Origin of the sequence: Clostridium sp. UBA5712 (assembly GCF_002419845.1) — a bacterium.
Lineage (GTDB): Bacteria > Bacillota > Clostridia > Clostridiales > Clostridiaceae > Clostridium_J > Clostridium_J sulfidigenes.
Genome location: NZ_DIGW01000011.1, coordinates 627993 through 647524 on the forward strand (window position 1 = coordinate 627993; position 19532 = coordinate 647524).

Below are 19532 nucleotides of genomic sequence, written 5' to 3' on the forward strand. Positions count from 1 at the left end.
CATCTATTTTTTGACGCTTACAATTATACTCCCAAAAACAACCTTACTAAATATTTTTAGGCAAAATAAAACACCAGATACTATTGTACCTAGTGTTTTAAAATAATTACAAATCCATGCTATTAAGTATTTCTTTAAGTTTCTTTATTTCTTAAACTGACAAAGTGATTCCATTTCTCATCTTCTTATGTTGTGAATCCCAATCTCTAATATCATATTTCATTTCTTTGTCATTGTTATTCACCCAAAACTTCAGCAACATTATCTTGAATGTCATTTTTTATTTGCTCAATTTCTTTCATTAATTCACTTATTCTTTTCTCTTTCAGTTCTATCTCTTCCACAATCTGCTCTTGAATTGAAAGTGGTGGAAGTGGAATAAGCATCCTCTTTAGAGTAGCCACTGAGGCTACATTTTGTATTGCCGCTCCAACTTGATTCCTAAAATATTTATTTTGTATTATTGGACTTTGTAAATATATTTTAACATACTTTCCCAACACCTTATTTGATGGAGTTAGCTTTAATAGAGCTTGATTTATAATACCTTTTTTATGTTTTTTAGGAATAATTGATACCTTTCCCATTGTCCCTGAGCAGCTTATCAATATATCTCCAGTTTCAACTTCAAATCGTCTCATTTCTTGAAATTTATTTTCATCTATAAAGTATCTTCCAAATGAGTAATCATCATTTATAGCATGATATTGTTCATAAACCAAATACCCTTCTTCTACAAATATTTCCTTTTTCAAGCTACCTCCAAATGGTCCCCTTATAAATTTACATACCTCTTGTAGTTCTACCATCGGATACTTTGCATTAAGATAAACTTCTTTGTCCCTATACCTTTCTCCAACCAGTATATAATCTTGTGCCTTTATATCACATTTACTGGATAATACTGCAAACTCATAATCTTCTTCATTAAATTTAATTGTTTCACCCATATATATATTCTGCTTATACTCATTCAAAAAATCTAAAACTTTTGGCATATCACTACCTGTTACTTGTTTTCTTTGTGCTCCTAAGTCATATCCATCATTATCTATTTTTACAAACAAAATATTATCTGTTTTCTTAGCAATTTCTTTATCCATAAGAAGAATGCTAGTTTTAACACCTGAATATGGATTAAATACTCCTGCTGGAAGTGATACTACTGCCCATAGGTAATTATTTTCAACTAAATTTTTTCTAAGATTTTTATACGCATTAGCGGTTTGAAATACTATTCCTTCAGGAACTATTACCCCTGCTCTACCAGTAATATTTAAATGTTCCATTATATAATCTACAAATAGTACCTCTGAACGCTTGGCTGATATAGAAAACTTATCATGTGGTCTTATTCCACCTTTAGGTGTCATAAATGGTGGATTTGCAAGTATTACATCAAAAGTATCGTTCCATCTTGTATCGTTAGTTAATGTATCATATTCATATATTTTAGGGTTAGGAAAAAGATGTAAATATAAATTTACAAGTGATAATCTAACCATATCTGGTGAAATATCATAACCTACAATATTTTCTGTAAGTTTTGCCTTCTCATCTGGTGTTAACCCCTTTTCTTCATTCTCTTTAATAATATGCTTATACGCAGAAATTAAAAATCCAGCCGTTCCACATGCAGGGTCAAGTATACTTTCATTCTTTTTGGGTTGTACTACATCTACAATAAAATCTATAATATGCCTTGGAGTTCTAAATTGACCTGCATCTCCTTGAGAACTCATTATTGACAATAAATATTCAAAAGCATCACCTAAATCTTCACTATGTTCATAATTAAATCCATTTATTTCCTTCATAAAAAGATTAAAGGTTTCAGGGTCTCTATATGGAAGAAATACGTTTTTAAATATATTTCTAAATAATGCTGGAAGATTATTATTTAAGCTTAACTTTTCAAGTGCTTCTGCATATAAATTTAATTTTTCAAATCCACTCTTTTCTTTACTTACTATGTTTGACCATTTATAGACTTCATATTCACCTGTAAAAAATTCAGCTTCTCCACCTAAGTCTTCAAACTCTCTATCCATATCATTCATAAACTTGTATATTAAAGCTACTGTTATTTGCTCTACTTGTGATTTAGGATCTGGTAGTTTTCCTACCAATATATCTCTCGCATCATCTATTCTTTTTCTTGTTGTACTGTCTAACATAAATTGCCTCCTATCCTATGTTAAAAAAGTATTTATGTTAACATAGTCCTTTATATAATTTGGTATAACCTTAATCCAAGTCTCATCATTTCCGTTTTCTTTAATATTTAATTCTTTAATTTCATCAAGAGTAATCTTAGGATTAACAACAAAATCTCTAAACATTTTTTTATCTATTTTATTTCTTATATCTCCATCTGTTACATATGCTTTAAATAGATTCTTCATAGAGACTATATTATTTTCTGGTTTATAAATAGATATAAATTTTTCAAATTCTTCTTCTAGCAGTTCATCCTTAGACTTAAAATCAGTTATATCACCAAATATTTTCGCAATAATTTCTCTTAAAGTCAACCTTCTATCTAAATTTAATGCTTTCTGTAATTTGGAAAGATTTATATATTCATTAGGCTTATCAAATATTTCTTTCTTTATGTAGTCTTCTATGACTTCATAGTTCTTTTCTTCATAATTTTTTTTAACAAAATCATCATTTTTCATATCATCTTCAAATTTTTCATAAAGCTTTCTATCAATTTTCATTCCATCAAAACCAACTTGCGTTTCACGTAACATTACTAATGGATCTGGAGAGAAGTTTTCAAATTCTCCTTTATTATAAGTAGTTGTTTCTCCTTCACTTGCTGTTTTTCCTGACCTTTCTTTGGGTAACTGAATAACTTCATCATAATCAAATTTTTCTTCAAAATACTCACAATTCCCAAAGAAATCAAATAATTTAAAGTTTCCTTTTTTCTTTTTATGCTCTTCTCCACATACATCTTTATAACTAAATGTATACGTTCTTGTTCCTCTTCCTTTTATTTGTACAAAATCACTTGGAGAAAATATTGGTCTTAACAGACATATGTTAATTAAGTCCTGACAGTCATAACCTGTAGTCATCATTCCAACAGTTACACATACTCTTGCCTTACTTGTTTTATAACCTTCAAGAAAATTTGAATGTTCTAAAAGTATATTGTTTTTAAAATTCTTAGTATATTGTTGTGCCTCTGTTATAACTGAAGTTATCTGTACTGCAAAATCAGAATTATATTTATTCGGAAATATTTTATCTGCAAATTCATTTAATATTTGAGTTACTTTTGTGGCATGATTTTGACTTACACAAAATATAATTGTCTTTCCTATTTCACCACTAATAGGGTCTCTTAGTGCATTTTCCATAAAAGTTTTGCAAAATATCGCATTTGTTTCTTTTGAAAAGAATTTTTTTTCAAAATCCTTATGAGAAAATAATTTTTCTACATTATTACCTTCATCATCTATTTCCATAACAGAATAACCTTTATCAGATAATAATTTAGTTGTTATTTCTGTTCTTGCATCTACAACTAGAGGGTTTACTAAATATCCCTCTTTTACTCCATTAATCAAACTATATCTAAAAGTAGGTTCTCCTGACTTGCACCCAAAGGTTGTATACGTGTCCATAAGTTCTCTTCTTTCAATTTCTCTTGGGTCTCTATCATTTGTATCTTTAATATTTTTCAGATAATCCTTAGGAGTTGCTGTTAACCCTAATTTATATCCAACAAAATATTCAAAAACAGCCCTGCTATTTCCTCCTAATGAACGATGTGCTTCGTCAGATATAATTAAATCAAAATCTGTAGGTGAAAATAGTTTTTTATATTTATTATTAAACATTAAACTTTGAATTGTTGTAACTACAATATCTGCCTTTTTCCAGTCATCTTTATTTTCTTTATATATTACTGTATTATAATTGTTTTTTAAATAAGCATAAAAATCATCCTTAGCTTGATTTTCAAGTTCTATTCTATCAACTAAAAATAAAACTCTACTTGCATTTCCAGTCTTTAAAAACAATTTAATAACTGCGGCTGAAGTTAATGTCTTACCAGTACCCGTTGCCATTTCAAATAGAAATCTATCTTTTCCATCTTCTACAGCCTTCTGTATTGAATTAACGGCTCTAATCTGATATCTTCTTAAAAATCTTAAATTATTTTTCTTATTAAAATCATCTCTTGTTTCTCCACCAGCAATCCAATCTGGCTCTTTCATATAATTTGGCATTTCAGTTATAGCTATAAAATCATCTTCTATAACTTCATTAACCAACGCTTGTGGATTAGGATTATATGATTTAAATGTTCCCAACGATTCTAATGTAGGAAATTTTGTAATAATAATTGGATTTCCTTTTTCTAAATCCCAAAAATAATGTAAATTACCATTTGATAAAATAATAAATCTTACATTTAAAGATTTTGCATATCTTCTAGCCTGCTCTTTTCCTACTAAAGGATGTAAATCCTCTTTTTTTGCCTCTAAAACACAAATAGGAAATCCCCTATCATCATTAAGTAAAAAATCTACATATCCATTAGTTGTCTTTTCAAAATTTTCACCAAGATCATTTATATGGTTTTTTTTTATTTTTGTGTTAGTTTCTAAACTAATATTAGCTTGTCCATTTTCATCATCAAAAAATCTCCAACCTGCTTCTTCAAGCAATTTATTTATTTTAATTCTTGCAAATGCTTCCTTTTTTCCCATATCCATTCCCCCATAAATTTCTACATAATATTCCATAACATTATTCTATTCTCTAATAGAATATAATTCAATAGGAGATTTTACAGAACAGATCTTTACATATCTACTAAAATTCTTCTCAAAATTTTCTATGATAATTTAAAATAAAAGGCTCTGTAGTTGATTAAAGTGATAAATCTTGGAGAGAATTTATATGAACATTAATTATGGAGGTTTGAAAATGAGTTCGCCCAATTATCACGAAGTGTTAGCGTTAGCTAGAGAATTAAAAGAAAATGAAAGATTAAAACTAATTTTAGAAATAAGTAAAACAATGAATGATGTTTTAATAAATAAAAAGGCTAAGGAGTTATGTTGCCCTTACTGCGATAGCAGCCGTATTGTAAAGAATGGTAAGAATAAAACAACACAGAGATACCTATGCAAAATTTGCTTAAAGTCTTTTATTAGTGTTACAAATACTCCAATATATTATTCAAGAAAAGAAATTAATACTTGGAGTAAGTATGTTCATTTATTGTTTCAAGGATATTCCTTGAGAGAAACTATAAAAGTCATTCCCATAAGTTTAAAGACAGCGTTTCTTTGGCGTCATAAGATTCTTGATGCTTTAAGAGACAACTTAAAAACTAAAGAGTTATGTGGACAAATTCAAGCTGATGAAACTTACTTTAGAGAATCCTTCAAAGGTAATCATAGCAGGGATGGTTTTATCATGCCAAGAAAACCTCACAGGAGAGGAACTCCAGCTAAATTTAGAGGAATATCTAAGATGCAAGTATGCGTACTTACAGCCTTAGATAGTAAAAAAAGTATTATAATTGAGCCTAGCTGTATGGGACGTCCAGGAAGTAGTGATCTTTTAAGAGCACTAGGAAGTGTAATAAAAAAAGATAGTGTGCTTGTAACAGATTCACTGTTTAGTTACAAAACACTATCTTCCTATAGTAAATCAAAACATATAGCAATCCCTACGGGTTCTCGCAGAGTAGGTTCATATAATATCCAAAGAATTAATAACCTTCATAGTAAAGTGAAAAGTTTTATGAGGCCCTATAAAGGTGTTTCAACTAAGTATCTTAGTAATTATATGTTTCTTTTTAAATACATAGAGTCGAAATATGAGGCTACGCCTATATTTTTTAGGGGCACAAGGCCTTATTTCAGCACGAACTTTAAGGGATGTCCACCAATATTCTCATAGCATGTATATTCTATCACTGCAATTTTCAACAGAGCCAAATAAAAAAACTTCAGCAAATTACTGGAGTGTATGATTGAGAGTACTTTGTTTATTGAAAATATAACTTAAATAAAAAGTTCTCGATTTAAACTATATTAACCATTTTCTTATGTCATTATAAATATCTACCTTTATAGCTTTTTCTCTATAACTAATTGATAAAATTCATACCAAGCATAATAATCACAATTCTCTTTTCCTATTCCCATATATAAATATAAATTTAATCGTGTTGTTACTATTATAGATTTAATATCCTCAACGTCATTTCTTGATATACCTAATAAATCACATACATCAATAATATTATTTCTTAACTCTTCTTCTCTTCTTTTTATTTTTTCAAACACCTTATCTTGAATTACTCTTTTTTGTTCTGATTCAGCATAGTATTCATTCTGAACAGTCATTTGATAATTTTTATACTCTATATTCAAAATATTTTTAGTGAACGGCGAGTACACAAGCACATCAATATCTCCAGTTACTTTGTTTTTTTTAAGCTTTTTTATCCCAATTGTTGGATACTTTTGTCCATTATAAGGCAACCTGTATCCATTCGCCTCTAAATGGTCAGCCAAATAATAATTCAAAAGCCAATTATAGTCTCTATTTATAGTTTTAATTGTTTTTTTATATTTCTCTTCAATTATAATATTAGATAATTTTTCATAGTGTCCCCAAAGCAAAGATTTTTCAATAAAATCATAAACATAGTACATATATTGAAAATCTATTATACCATAACTTTCAAATTGTATTGCAAATATCAAATCATTATCAATAGAGAATGTATCTCGATTGTTTATGTTACAAAATTGAAAAATAAATTTTTGCAATTGCCTATTTACGATATGCTTGAGATTTACCCAATTAAAAAAATAATAGCCTTCTCTTTCAAATTCACAAAATCTATCAAATATTGCTTTTGTTTCTTTAATATCAGAAATGCCACATAAATTCATCCTACTAACTTTTTTCATTAACGAATTAAAATCTTTCTTTTCTTCTTTGACTTTTTTTGAAAGTTCCTCATTTGTCAAGCTATAAGTGTACATACTACTAGGAAACATGGATTCCTCTTTAATTTTAATAAAATACATTTTAATTTTATCATCTTCATAATTCAAATTATTTTTTTCCAAATTACATTTTTGCGATACATAAAAGTAATATACGCACCATTCATATAATTTGATTACATTCTCATCATCGCTCTGTAATATTATATTTGAATTTTTAGCATCTGATATGCAAGAATACATTAGACTAAAAATTCTTGATTGTTCTATATAACACTCAAAATTCTCCTTCTCCTTACTAGCACGAAGTTTTGAATTGCATTTCATTATAAATAAAGCTACCGCACACTCTTGATCAATGTATATTGATATTTCTTTAATTTTTTCCTTAGTTGTATTTATTTTTTCTTTATATGAATAATGTTTGAATAATTTATTATTAATCTCATTAACTTTTTGTTCAATTTTTTCAATAATTTTATCTTGTTCTATCGAAATTAATTCTTCTATTTTCTTTGACTTCTTTATAATTCTATATAAGTCCATATTGCCTCCATAAATATAACAAAAAATCCATTAATATTTTTTGTAATTTTAACACTTATTAATAATGTATCTTAACTGATACAAATAATTCAACTCCATTTAAAAGTTTTCTCTTCTAATATCATTACTATTTCTAACAAAGTCAAAAATAATGTTCCCCTACTCAACCATTCATACTTTTTGCTGTGTAGGAGAACATATTTATAATTATTTTAATCCTAGTATTCCAATATGTTTATCTTTTATATAGCTTTACGCAGGTCTCAACGTGGCACGAGAGGATAGAAAGTACCTCAAATGCCTTTAGTCGTTCGAGGGAACATATCCACCTGCTTTTTTCTACTATTTTGGGTTATTGGAAATATATCCACACTTTCAATCACCTTAACATCAGTCGAAAATATAATCTATGCTTATTATCATTAATAGCAATCTCTTAAACATATACGTTGACTAAACAGTGTTAATTGAATGACCTATATACCATAACTATACTCTCGTAGACTTTCCAAATATCATTACATAGATTATTTGCTATATTTTGATCTTCCCTCATATCGATTTCATATGAACCATTTCCATGTCTTGATGGTCCGCCTTTCAAAACAATCAAATATCTGAACTCATTCAAGATCCCAATAAACTTTTGAACTGTGCTTCTGAGTTTTTGATTACTAATCGTACTACTTGGTTTATTCAAGTAGTCATTTAAATTGAAAATAGGCTCTAGCAGATTCCTCTGAAAGTCATCTTGATAATTGTGTTCTTTTAGCATGTATGATGTGTTAGAGTTTTCAATTGTTTGAATAATTTTTTCCACTACAATTTTATCATTATTTGATAAAGGTATCTGTTCTATATAGTTTCTTCCTATAGCAATGTTCTGATTAGCTTCAATCTCAGCAAGTTGTTTCCATGTATGTAACATCTCAACAGAGTAATATTTTTCATCTCTATCTATCATTGCTGCACAGTTCCGACAAAGCCATATTCCATTATCTATAGATGTTCTTTCATCAGTAGACATATTAACATCGTATCTTTTACCCCCTGATGCAGCAGCACAAATATGCGCCGCTTCTCCAATACTTACAGTTCCATTGTCATTTTCCTTTGCACCAATTGTTGGTTTACGACATTGTGGATTCGAACATCTATATGCCACCCTTTTTGCTAATTCTTCTTTCGTTTTAGGACTAAAATCATCTCTCAAATCGTATCACCTCAAAATTAATATATTATCTATTTACCAACTAACAGCCAGTATTCCTCTTAACCCTATTGATAGATTATTTTTCTTCTTTACTTTGATTCTTTTCAGCCTTAATCAATTCACTTGGATGCTTAAATGGCTGTTCTCCATCTACTCGTAAACACATGGTCTGAAAATGAAGTTCACTATCAAATTCAAGTATTTTTCGAATCAAATCCGTTTCAATATCCATATGACTCATGAATATAGATATAATCGTTGCTTTTAACACATTTATTGTATCTGACATTTGCACGCTTTCCAAAACACCTGTTTTATCCAGCTTATAATGGGAATAATAATTTCTAGTATCCCCCAATTCCTTAAAATAAAGTTGTATTAATTCTTCATCTTGCTTTGCTCCTATAATAGAATCATCTCTTCTTAACTTTTCTATATGGGCAGCATTTTTTCTTATTATCTGTAAGTATTGATTGTCAAGTTCTTGCATACGATGAGACAATGATGTTTTTGCAAGAAATCCTGCTGCAATCCACCCCGCAATGTCTTCCATATGTTTAGACTTATATTTCCATTCAGGAATGACTGACTGTATTGTATCTTCAAATAGTGGTTTGCCTTCATCAGTAAATATTAATTTTTTAATTTCTTTTGTTGACGCTTTTAATGCAGCCTTTATTTTTCCCTTTATCTCTTCATCACCAGAAATGCGAGTATGGTATCCATCTAGAATTCTCATATATTCAACAAAAATATCTTCAGCAAAAATATCCTTCTTTCCGTTTACAGAAAAAAATATCCTTCTCAGCAATGAATATGAATCATCAAAATAAAACTTTCTCCAGTTGGAATAATATCTTTGTAAATGTTCTGCAACAACATAATAATATGTTCTTGGTCTATTTAGTACATCTCTAATTGTTGTATTATAAGAAAAATCTCTATTGAAGTATAACCAGCTTTTTAAGTCCTGATCTTTAATAGTCAGTCTAATATCCTGTGCAACACTTACCGTTCCTATCAGTAATCCAAAAAACTGCATTATGCATTCGATATCATCCATGACACGTTGAACATCCTGTTCTTGCGTATATTGTACTTTAATTCTCGGTTCATTTTTAATAATTATTTCTGTTCTGTCGTCACCCCGTATGCTGCTGTTAAAGCTTTTAGATTCGAAGTACAATTCTACATATGGATTCTCAGAATGGATAATAATTGATTCTAAATGCATCTCACCTGCTGCCATCTTATCCATATCAGTACTTCCATAAAATACAGTGCTTATGCCTATCCAATCGATAAGTTCCGGAATCGAAAATGAAAACTCAACAATGCCAGATATATCAATACCCTTTGAAAAACTAAAATTTTGCATTAACACATAAAAAACTCGATGTGAAGATGTATAATCGAGCAAGCGATTACTACTCGGTTTCGTAGATCCATTTACAAATACTTTATATCCATACTCACCGTCACTACCTATAAATGTAGTAGGAAATACTTCACCATGAAATCGGCTATAAAATTCTATACTATTGCCATCAATAAGCAACTCTGCAACTTCTTTTTTTTCAGGTTCTTTCTCTTTAAACCATGTTCCAACGTGTCTTTCCATATAAATCCTCTTTCTTAAATTAATATTCTGGCTTCACATAAGTAACTTCTATATCATATCCTAGCTACTCCATCATACTAACAAATCATCGTATTTACTCACATCATCTATGATAGTCCCTCACTTTTATCATCGGTACTCATAAGCAAATCTGCAAGGTATGTATATTGCTTTTGCGGTGAAATCAGTTTTGTCTTATTAAAAATATCTGGCTGTTCTGCAAAATCATCAACTCCGTTTGAAAACGAACTAAAGTGAACACCTATCATCCCTAATAATTCTCTCGTTGTCATGCATTGCAGTTTTTCTTTCAAAGCTTTTATTTTCTATTCCATCTATTTTCCTCCAAAAACAACTGAATATAGTCATTAGACTACCAGTTCTATATAATAATTCGGGGACACAAAATTTGGCGAACCACTTTACTGTAAATCATGAATTTGATTAATCTCTACAAATGTGATGCACACCTGTTCTTCACTCATTATTACAACATTTTATTAGGATTTATTTTTTCCTTTTGTTATTATTGTGAGTGCAGTACCTCCAACTAAAACTACCACACCCAATGCCGCTTTACCTGTATCCTTGATTCGTTTAACGTGCTCATTTCTGCAATTTTCACAATATTTATGTTTATATCCTTCTGGGAGAGGTCTTTGGCATTTCTTATTTTTACATTTCTTCTCCATCTTCTTCGCCCCCTAAAAGTTTGTGTTCTTCATTAAACGGTAATGCCTGAATTTTCTTTTCAATATCCGGCAGAGTCTTCGACCAATAATTCTCTGGTGATGGATCTATTAAATCCAATCGTTCTACCAATCCCTTGGTTTCAAGATAGGTTTTTTGTATATACCCTGCATAATACTGAAGGCTTAGCCGTGCCGCCTCAGTTTCTCCCATTTCCTGATAAGCAATTGCCTCAGTTAACGAAACCATATTTACTGCACATAGGCTTTCTCGAATTTCATTCATTCTCGAATTCACTTTATCCGGAGCAGCACCAGAGATGAGTTTCCCCCATAATGATTCCGGCTGATTCTTTATAAATGTCAGATTAGCATTTTGACTCTGAAATAAAAGATTTCTGCTATCTTCTGCATCGGAAGCAATCCGCAATAAAGCCATTGCTTTTAGTTCTGGATTTTTTATTGTCATTGCTTGCAATAATTTCTGTTGACAACTATATGCTGTAGCCAATCTGTCATATTCTTGCCCTTGCCTTACTTCTTCAACTGCAACCTGTATAAGTTGAATCTGTTCTGCTATTTGAGCCATCTGCATTTGAGTTGCGTAACTCGTCACGGCCTGAGATAATTCTGGTGCAACCTTTACGCTCTTTAGTGAAACCGTAGATACTATTTTTTTAGTTTTCGGACTCACAAGGTTTGCCATTAAGGAGCCATCTTTTTTTGTCATCAACTTTAGAACCCCTTGAGCTATTTGAGACTTCTGCTCATCTGTCAAAATAGCCTGCAATGTTTCGTCCGGGATACTCGCCTTTACTGTATTTATAAACGCTGGTGCAGAATAGAGCATCTTTTCAATTTTACTTAATGTGACCTTTGCACTTTTGAGCAAAGGTTTCGCAACTTCGGGTACAGAAGAAAAATATCCATCTACATCAGCACAATAGTCTGAAGCATCAATTATCTCGATATCATCTGGAGAAATATAAATTGTGTTATCCATATGCATACCTACCTTTTATACTGTATTCTGTAATACAGCTTGTAAATTTTGCGAATCGTCATTTATAATAATATCTTCAAAAGTTCTGCCTTCAATAGTTTTCTACGTTCATTCATAAATGTAAGAAAATTAGCATAACTGTACTCCATTTGTGGAAGGAAGTTAATTGTTCTATACTGAATTTTATCACTGTCAGTCTTGTACTGATCAGCGAACCATTTGTCAAAATCTGTATTTAGTTTTTCTTCATTCAGCAGTGCCGCCAAAAGTTGCAAGTTGCTGATGTCATTTACCATATCGATGTACTCGTCTAGTTTATCTTCTGACACGCCCATTTTACGAAGGTATGGTTTCTTAAATTTGCTCTTAGGATACATATGATCTTCATGGAATTTATTACTGAAATCCAATGAAGGGTACAAAAGCATAAGGGTTGATAGTGTTTCCCTTGCACCGTATTTTAATTTCAGCAAGTACTCATCAATATCATCTTCCGTGAACTGAATGGACTTATTTGTACCTTTGAACTTATCAATAATTTCATTAATTGGGAAGTCATTGGATACATTGTTCTTTAAAATCTCACGGATAGGTCTGATTACATTATCTGGCTGCCCACTGAATATTTTCTTCAACAATGCCCGAATGAGCCACTTCTTAATTTTTGCACGGTTATCCTTTGTAGTACTTGAATCCACAAAATTATCTGGCATTCCTATTTTGAGCAGATAATATGCAATAGGAATAAGGGCATTATTAGAACTCAATGTTTCGCCGGAATAACCAAATGACGATATAAGGTTAACCGACTGCTTGATTGCCTTTTTGATGTTATCCCAATTAGCCTCGATCTTCATCATGTTAGGTTTATTGAAATTATCAACTTTAAATGCTATGTCCGAGAAATCTGTAAGCACAAGGGCCGTTTTCAAAACAAAATCCTTATTAATTCTGAAACCACCACCAATTGAATTTACGTCATCAACAAACTCTGTAATTTCTTCTCTTGCATCGTGAGTTTGCCATTGTGCAGATGCAATCGAAAGTAGAAGGTCTGAATATGTTAGTACTGTACCACCACTATTTACACGGATAAAGATATTCAATACCTTGTCCAGTTCGGTGGATTTTTCTTTATAATAACTCAGGGTAAGAGATGTATGAATCACTTTATGTAGTTGTGAAAGAGTGTTTGTAGCAAACTTGGCCTGATCCCTCGAATATTGATGGGCTTCGGAATAGCTAATGTTATCTGTCACATAAGTGGCCACATCTCCCAAGTCTTGCATATCTAGAATATTACCAACTTCAAACCAGTATTCATCATCTGTGTTTTTTACATCATTGCATATCAAGAATTGGAAATCATATTTATTACTGCTATCCTTTGCCCTTGAAATCAAATTCAAGTATAACTTTCTAACAGGGTAGGCATTATCATTTTTCTTCTGTTTGTATTTCAGTCTATATGCGTAAGAACCCTTTAATCCAATATAAATTGAAGTCAAACGTTGCTGTCCATCAAGAACAGCCGTCACACCATCTGCTCCCTTGAGGTCTGCTTTTTTGTTATGAATTGATGTTTTTTCATGGTAATTTTTCAGAAATTCATAAAAATCATAATCACCAAGTTTATCTTTACTAATTTCCCAGAAAAGAAATGCCCCAATTGGGTAATCTTGCATCAAGCTATCAAAGAGAGTTTCAATTTGTGTAGTATCCCACACATATTCACGTTGAATCGAAGGAAGTACATATTTGTTGTTAGAAATATCTCTCATAACCTCCGCTATGGTTAATGGTGTTTCGTAAGCCATTTTTATTCCTCCATCTCATTATTTTTATCCCGTTTCACATAAGTCAGTACAATATCATAGCCAAGAGCTTCCATCATCTGCACAAAGGTCTTGTTTACCACACCATCCTGTTTTTTGATGATACGATTCACATAAGATTTTGTAGTATTGATGTCTTCCGCTATTTTGGCTTGTGTGGTTCCATTCTCTATACACTTAACTTTAACATCAAGTTCTATATTATTTTTAATCATATTCTACACCTCTGCTTGTTTGCTCTCAACTTATTTCGCAATTCAGATAACTTATTGTACTACAATTTTTGGTAAATTTCAAATTACCCTAACATAATAGACAAATGAAGTTCTCGCAACAAAAACACCCTGCATTCCTGCAAGGTGCTAACTTCGGTAATCAATTCTTTTATCTTTCCACATCCACATTTGTACCTGACTTGAACTCCACCATGAATTTTTCCTCATAAACCGTTACCTTTTCAGCCATTCGCCTCACAAGGGATTCATCATATTCTTCTATCTGCTCCATCTGCTTTGCAAGGAACTCCTGCATCTCGACAATTCGCTGTTTCAAACCTTCTCTTTCCGCATTCTCTGCCATAGTATTCTGCGTTGTTCTCGCAAACGGTCTATCTCATCAGCAAGGTCATTATATAGTGCCATTATAATGTAGTTATTAAGAAAAATGAGAATACAAACCAATAAGTATTCATACCGATTCGCACTTTCAGATCTTAGTAAAATTTATTTAACAGAACATTATATATACATTAAATAAAATTGTTTACAATGTCGGTTATTACGACATCAATTGAATTGTTTTGTTTGCAAGTATTGTTAATTGCATTAACAGCATAATTTCTATTTACTAACAGATAATACTGAATAGTAGCTTGTGTATCAGTATAATTTTTGTACAATCTGTTAAGCAATGCTTTTCGTAATAGATTTTGTTGAATCTCAAGCGTGGTCACCGTGCTATCAAAGATAAATTTTCCGTTACTATCTACCAATGGATTTTTAAGAGAAATTCTTGAAATAATGTAAGTAATCCATCTTCTAGCTGTAACCGCAACAACTGCTGTTGTTGCGTAACGTAATTTACCATTGTTCATTGTTGTTATGCCACCTCGTGGTCCTATACGAGAACCATTTAGAGATGAATTTGCAATATCATTGTTTATATCACTACAAGATAGATATTGCAACTGTGGTTTCGTAAAACTCGTTGCTCCATATCCAACATATGAGTTATCGTAGTGTGAAAAATCTTCTATCAACTCTTGTATTCTAGTGTTATTTTCAGTTATAACGATATTTCTTGCAATATTTGCTTTAAAAATAAGCTCCATACCTTCCTGTAATATCGAAATCATGTTCAGCATTTTCTCAAAAGAAGAAATAACAGTCAATGTATAAAATTCAAAATCTGATTTTCCTAAGAAGTTATTTGCTGTTTGTGATAAAGAAGTGCATGAAGGTAAAAGAAATTGAATTCTTTCATTAGTAAAATACGAGTCATTGAACTCAAATTTTTTATTATCAGACTTATCTTCATAAAACTTGCCAATGTTCAATTGAGCCAATAATTCAAATGTAGATTTGGATTTTGCAGCAACTGCTTCTGGCTTAAAAAACTGATGTTTTTCTCCTTGAATATCATCCATCATACTTTTTACATTATCAGTTGTAGGCTTTTGACCATTGAAACTAAACATTTCAAACATAAAGTCTGTCCTATTGTGAACTAAAAACACAGGCAATGACTCAAAGACGCTTTTCAATACATCTTTATATAGCTCTGTAACAATGTTTGGATATGTGTCGCTACAAAAAAACACAATTCCATCTAAATTATCTAGTCCTAATTCTGATAGTGACTTTGAAGTTTGAGACTTTAAATCATTATTAAGCATTATATCTAATAATCCTCTAGTATCCCTAATTCTTAAATCTATATGCTGGTCTTTTAAGAAAAGGGCTAATGCTAAATTTGCTGGAACACGTAATATTAATTTGCGAACAAATGTATCGATTGTTTCTGAACACATAAGTTTTTTCAAAAGTTTCTCGTTAGCTGGTTCACCCTTTAAACTTTCAATCTGCTTTTTAATATGCTCTTTTACATTCTGTCCTTCATCAAGTATAGTTAATTTCAAAACATCACTTAGCACCTTATATTTCTTGATTTGAACATTATATTTATCAAGGTTGCCATCTACTGAACCCATGATGTTTTGCTCAAATAAATCAACATCTTCAATAAATATACCATTACATTCAGTTTCTTGAACAATGTGATACTCAACAGTTGTTTTTGTTCTACCATCATCACCACTAGCAAGATTAATGATTAATTGCGGTACATTTGTTAATACCGCAATTGATGTAGTTTTACCACACTTTGTTGTTCCCATGTTTGCCAATGTAATTGTTTTTGCCGATGTACTGCTATTGTTTAAAGAATTATTCATAATAATTCTCCTTTCATATTTTTACAGTACTCGTTATCTAAAACAAAAAGCAGTTGCAACTAAACTTAGTCACAACTGCAATAATTCCAGTTCGTTCTAAGTACAAGTCAAACCAATAGGTAGAATCTTATCTGCAATAGTAGAATAAGAGTACTGATTAATTCTAATGGTAACACATTCCAATTGTAATGTAAATGGGTTTTTCTGAATTTTTTTAATAATTTGGGTTGTTGTACAAAATGTCTTTTTCATATATTTTTACATTTTAATATTATTTTGAACTCCAGATTTGAATTCCACCGAGAACTTTTCCTCATAAACTGTTACCTTTTCAACCATTCGCCTCACAAGGGATTCATCATATTCTTCTATTTGCTCCGTCTGTTCTGCAAGAAACTCCTGCATCTCGGCAATTCGCTGTTTCAATCCTTCTCTTTCCGCATTCTCTGCCATAGCATTCTGCTTTAGTTCTCGCAAACGGTCTATCTCATCAGCAAGGTCATTATAATCCTTTTTTGCATTGGCTCGTTTTAATAGTTCCTTTTGCAATTCTTCCAGCTTAGAATTGATGCTTTCCATAGAGCCTTCATCCTCCTTATTTAATTGTTTTAGCACAAGCTTTAATTTTTCTGGTATTGGCAGTCCTATCTTTGCTGAGTTTTCTAAAATACTTATCCCTTCATTAGAAGTGTAGAAAAAAATAACAGCGGTGCGAATTGCACTACCGCTGCCTAAAATCTTAGTGTCTACAATGTGTGATATTCCTACTAATACAAAAATAAGAACCTTTTTAAAAATCCCCTTAAACCCTAAACTGCTAGATAACTTCTTTTCTAATATTGCACGCATTATACCTGTGACATAGTCAATTATGACAAATATAATTAAGGCATAAAGAAAGCCATCTAAACCTCCTAAGATTCCTCCTATAAAAGCTCCAATGGCTGCAAAGATAGCTTGAAACACACCTAATATGTCTTTCATAAATACATCCCCTCTACATATATATTTTTTGTACTGAAGTCTAAAATATACCGTCTAGAATATTGTCAATTATAAAATCGTATTGTATCTTCATTGTGTTAGTTGGTGTTTTAGTCACCGGAGCTGCCAGTAGTGTTTGCGCTCCTATAAGAGATGGTCCAAATGCATAGTAATAATAGTTATAAGAACTTGATCTACTCCACACTCCAAAACAATATCCATAATTAAGATACTTGCTAAAAAAACTTTCTATTATCTGCCAGGTAAACTTCCCAAAAACAACTGTGCTATCGCAAAAGTTGTTTTCTGATTACTATCACCCCAAAAAACATTCCCACTCCACAAAACATCAATTTAATATTGACACTTATAGATATAAATGCTAATTTACAATTAGTGGAATTGTAATTTAGCTCAATAATAGGATAGCATAAAGTAAATGAATAAATTATTAGGAGGTGCTACTGATGGCAACAAGAGGAAAAAGTATAAATCTGTTCTTAATGGATGGTAATGCAAACGGTCGTATGAAATGTACCCTTGCCAACTGGACAGGTGTTGCATATAAAATTCCACGTACTGAGTTAGATAAATGTAAAGAACGAGATGATCTAAAACAGAGTGGTGTTTACTTCCTATTTGGGACGTCAGATCAAACTGGGAAAAATGTTGTTTACATAGGGCAAGCAGGTGCAAGAAAAAATGGTGAAGGAATTCTCAATCGCTTGCAGGAACACAAACGCAACGCTGAGAAAGATTATTGGACAGAGGCCATTGTTTTCACAACCTCTAACAATTCATTTGGTCCCACCGAGATTAGTTATCTTGAAAATCGTTTCTGTAATCTTGCAATGCAGGCAAACCGCTACACTATTAAGAACGGAAACGACCCAACTCCAGGCAATATTACCGAGGAAAAAGAAAGCGAACTAGAGGAATTTATAGATTATGCCAAAATCATTATGGGGACACTTGGACATAAGGTATTCCTACCATTTACAGATCCAAAAACTGTTGTTCCTGAAGCTACCACTGACAATGAACCAGAATTGATTCTATATCTTAAGAGAAAGAGTAGAAAAAGTGGGCAACTCATTGAAGCCTCTTGCAAGCAGACTAGTGAAGGTTTTGTCGTTTTAAAAGGTAGCCATATTGAAACAAAAGATTCTCCAAGCATCCCTGTAGGAATAAAGGAAGCTCGAAAAAATGCAAAAATAGATGATCAAGAAGTATTACAAGAGGATGTTCTATTTAATAGTCCTTCCTATGCTGCTGCTTTCGTTATTGGTGGTCATGTAAATGGTCTAACTGAGTGGAAAACTACAGAAGGAAAAACCTTGAAAGAGCTTGAAGAAGAACAATAAAAATTAGGATTTCCAGGACTGAAGGTCACTGCTGTGAATTTAACAGCAATATTTTCAATCTCGGAAATCCTTTATATTTAGGGCATTTCTATTTCCTAATACTAAAACACTCTTCATAAGCTTAACAACCGCCTCAGCAGTAGTCTCCTGCCAATCATCCGTCGCTTCGCTCGGATTCTTGGGGAGCCCTTGCATGGGTGGCACTCTTAAAACTTCCTAATTCGCTTTGCTCTTAGTAAGTTTTGTGACCACCTCAACATGCGGCGTGTGCATTGCTTAATGCTTATTATAAGTTACTATGTGAGAACTTATGTTTGTATATGTGTTTTAAAAATTGATTTTGCTGAGCTTAGATAATATATTTGGTTAATGTATATTTTTTTCTTTTAATCTATGTTATTTTCTCGGGTGGCAAATTGATGACATTGCCACCGAAAATTTTAAAATCTAATTTAAATTAATAATTCAATGAGGTGATAATTTTGTATTCTTTTAATATTAATATTCAAATATCAGATTTAGAGTTGAAAAGTATTATAAATGACATTAGTAAATCCATTAATATCCCACCTATTAAAATAATTGCTCCTAGCATTGAATATGAAGACTCGAACAATAATGAATTACTTTATACAGTACCTGACGTAGCTACTCTTTTAAAAACAGATGAACCTACAGTAAGAGAACTTATAAAAAGAAATATTTTAATAGGTCTAAAATTAGGAAGACTTAAAGTCACTAGAGCAGAACTATTACGCTTTCTTAATGAATATACTGGAAAAGATCTATCTGATTTAGATAACATAAAAGATTTATAGATGAAGTAAAAG

General features: G+C 31.4%; 16 protein-coding genes and 1 pseudogene. 3 read left to right on the plus strand and 14 right to left on the minus strand.

The window, feature by feature from the left end; all coding sequences use genetic code 11:
* Positions 1–236 precede the first annotated feature (236 nt).
* A complete protein-coding gene (locus tag B3B03_RS09225) occupies positions 237–2177 on the minus strand; it encodes an N-6 DNA methylase (protein WP_346877085.1) in 1941 nt (646 codons plus the stop codon).
* 15 nt (positions 2178–2192) lie between these two features.
* Positions 2193–4730, minus strand: coding sequence for a DEAD/DEAH box helicase family protein (locus B3B03_RS09230; protein ID WP_346877086.1), 2538 nt, complete (start codon positions 4728–4730; stop codon positions 2193–2195).
* Positions 4731–4950: 220 nt separating this feature from the next.
* Here B3B03_RS09230 and B3B03_RS09235 point away from each other — a divergent pair, with 220 nt between their 5' ends.
* Positions 4951–5934: an IS1595 family transposase gene (locus tag B3B03_RS09235; RefSeq protein WP_346877087.1), complete on the plus strand. Its 984-nt coding sequence runs from the start codon at positions 4951–4953 to the stop codon at positions 5932–5934.
* A 170-nt stretch (positions 5935–6104) separates the two neighbouring features.
* Here the strand turns inward: B3B03_RS09235 and B3B03_RS09240 are convergent, their stop codons facing one another.
* The 12 genes and pseudogenes from B3B03_RS09240 to B3B03_RS09295 form a co-directional block, all read right to left on the minus strand.
* Positions 6105–7541 (minus strand): hypothetical protein, encoded by a 1437-nt coding sequence (locus B3B03_RS09240; protein WP_346877088.1) that lies wholly within the window; start codon positions 7539–7541, stop codon positions 6105–6107.
* Between the two features lie 463 nt (positions 7542–8004).
* Positions 8005–8754: a hypothetical protein gene (locus tag B3B03_RS09245; protein WP_346877089.1), complete on the minus strand. Its 750-nt coding sequence runs from the start codon at positions 8752–8754 to the stop codon at positions 8005–8007.
* Between the two features lie 76 nt (positions 8755–8830).
* Positions 8831–10375, minus strand: coding sequence for a HEPN domain-containing protein (locus tag B3B03_RS09250; RefSeq protein WP_346877090.1), 1545 nt, complete (start codon positions 10373–10375; stop codon positions 8831–8833).
* Between the two features lie 107 nt (positions 10376–10482).
* On the minus strand, positions 10483–10668 hold the full coding sequence (locus tag B3B03_RS09255) for a hypothetical protein (protein ID WP_346877091.1): 186 nt from the start codon (positions 10666–10668) through the stop codon (positions 10483–10485).
* 207 nt (positions 10669–10875) lie between these two features.
* The gene (locus tag B3B03_RS09260; RefSeq protein WP_346877092.1) at positions 10876–11067 is read right to left on the minus strand and encodes a hypothetical protein; all 192 of its coding nucleotides are present in this window, start codon (positions 11065–11067) and stop codon (positions 10876–10878) included.
* Entirely contained in the window at positions 11051–12067 is a 1017-nt protein-coding gene (locus B3B03_RS09265; RefSeq protein ID WP_346877093.1) for a hypothetical protein, read from the minus strand. The genes B3B03_RS09260 and B3B03_RS09265 overlap by 17 nt, the downstream gene beginning before the upstream one ends.
* 62 nt (positions 12068–12129) lie before the next feature.
* A complete protein-coding gene (locus B3B03_RS09270) occupies positions 12130–13884 on the minus strand; it encodes a DUF262 domain-containing protein (protein WP_346877094.1) in 1755 nt (584 codons plus the stop codon).
* Positions 13885–13886: 2 nt separating this feature from the next.
* Complete coding sequence (locus B3B03_RS09275) at positions 13887–14117, minus strand: helix-turn-helix transcriptional regulator (RefSeq protein WP_346877095.1); 231 nt, start codon at positions 14115–14117, stop codon at positions 13887–13889.
* A 169-nt stretch (positions 14118–14286) separates the two neighbouring features.
* The gene (locus B3B03_RS09280) at positions 14287–14481 is read right to left on the minus strand and encodes a hypothetical protein (RefSeq protein WP_346877096.1); all 195 of its coding nucleotides are present in this window, start codon (positions 14479–14481) and stop codon (positions 14287–14289) included.
* A 169-nt stretch (positions 14482–14650) separates the two neighbouring features.
* Positions 14651–16354, minus strand: a complete 1704-nt coding sequence (locus tag B3B03_RS09285; RefSeq protein WP_346877097.1) for a hypothetical protein — start codon at positions 16352–16354, stop codon at positions 14651–14653.
* 585 nt (positions 16355–16939) lie between these two features.
* Positions 16940–17338 (minus strand): annotated as a pseudogene (locus B3B03_RS09290) (phage holin family protein); the annotation flags it as partial.
* Positions 17339–17378: 40 nt separating this feature from the next.
* Positions 17379–17543 (minus strand): hypothetical protein, encoded by a 165-nt coding sequence (locus B3B03_RS09295; protein ID WP_346877098.1) that lies wholly within the window; start codon positions 17541–17543, stop codon positions 17379–17381.
* Positions 17544–17805: 262 nt separating this feature from the next.
* Here B3B03_RS09295 and B3B03_RS09300 point away from each other — a divergent pair, with 262 nt between their 5' ends.
* Both B3B03_RS09300 and B3B03_RS09305 read left to right on the plus strand, forming a co-directional pair.
* Complete coding sequence (locus tag B3B03_RS09300; RefSeq protein WP_346877099.1) at positions 17806–18702, plus strand: GIY-YIG nuclease family protein; 897 nt, start codon at positions 17806–17808, stop codon at positions 18700–18702.
* Positions 18703–19184: 482 nt separating this feature from the next.
* A complete protein-coding gene (locus B3B03_RS09305; protein WP_346877100.1) occupies positions 19185–19520 on the plus strand; it encodes a helix-turn-helix domain-containing protein in 336 nt (111 codons plus the stop codon).
* Positions 19521–19532 lie beyond the last annotated feature (12 nt).

What these genes read in the sequence shown, in the direction of transcription:
- B3B03_RS09270 (WP_346877094.1), bottom strand. Translation starts at nt 13,884, where the DNA reads ATGGCTTACGAAACACCATTAACCATAGCGGAGGTTATGAGAGATATT.
- B3B03_RS09265 (WP_346877093.1), bottom strand. Translation starts at nt 12,067, where the DNA reads ATGGATAACACAATTTATATTTCTCCAGATGATATCGAGATAATTGAT.
- B3B03_RS09225 (WP_346877085.1), bottom strand. Translation starts at nt 2,177, where the DNA reads ATGTTAGACAGTACAACAAGAAAAAGAATAGATGATGCGAGAGATATA.
- B3B03_RS09235 (WP_346877087.1), top strand. Translation starts at nt 4,951, where the DNA reads ATGAGTTCGCCCAATTATCACGAAGTGTTAGCGTTAGCTAGAGAATTA.
- B3B03_RS09230 (WP_346877086.1), bottom strand. Translation starts at nt 4,730, where the DNA reads ATGGGAAAAAAGGAAGCATTTGCAAGAATTAAAATAAATAAATTGCTT.
- B3B03_RS09280 (WP_346877096.1), bottom strand. Translation starts at nt 14,481, where the DNA reads ATGGCAGAGAATGCGGAAAGAGAAGGTTTGAAACAGCGAATTGTCGAG.
- B3B03_RS09260 (WP_346877092.1), bottom strand. Translation starts at nt 11,067, where the DNA reads ATGGAGAAGAAATGTAAAAATAAGAAATGCCAAAGACCTCTCCCAGAA.
- B3B03_RS09300 (WP_346877099.1), top strand. Translation starts at nt 17,806, where the DNA reads ATGGCAACAAGAGGAAAAAGTATAAATCTGTTCTTAATGGATGGTAAT.
- B3B03_RS09240 (WP_346877088.1), bottom strand. Translation starts at nt 7,541, where the DNA reads ATGGACTTATATAGAATTATAAAGAAGTCAAAGAAAATAGAAGAATTA.
- B3B03_RS09250 (WP_346877090.1), bottom strand. Translation starts at nt 10,375, where the DNA reads ATGGAAAGACACGTTGGAACATGGTTTAAAGAGAAAGAACCTGAAAAA.
- B3B03_RS09255 (WP_346877091.1), bottom strand. Translation starts at nt 10,668, where the DNA reads ATGACAACGAGAGAATTATTAGGGATGATAGGTGTTCACTTTAGTTCG.
- B3B03_RS09285 (WP_346877097.1), bottom strand. Translation starts at nt 16,354, where the DNA reads ATGAATAATTCTTTAAACAATAGCAGTACATCGGCAAAAACAATTACA.
- B3B03_RS09275 (WP_346877095.1), bottom strand. Translation starts at nt 14,117, where the DNA reads ATGATTAAAAATAATATAGAACTTGATGTTAAAGTTAAGTGTATAGAG.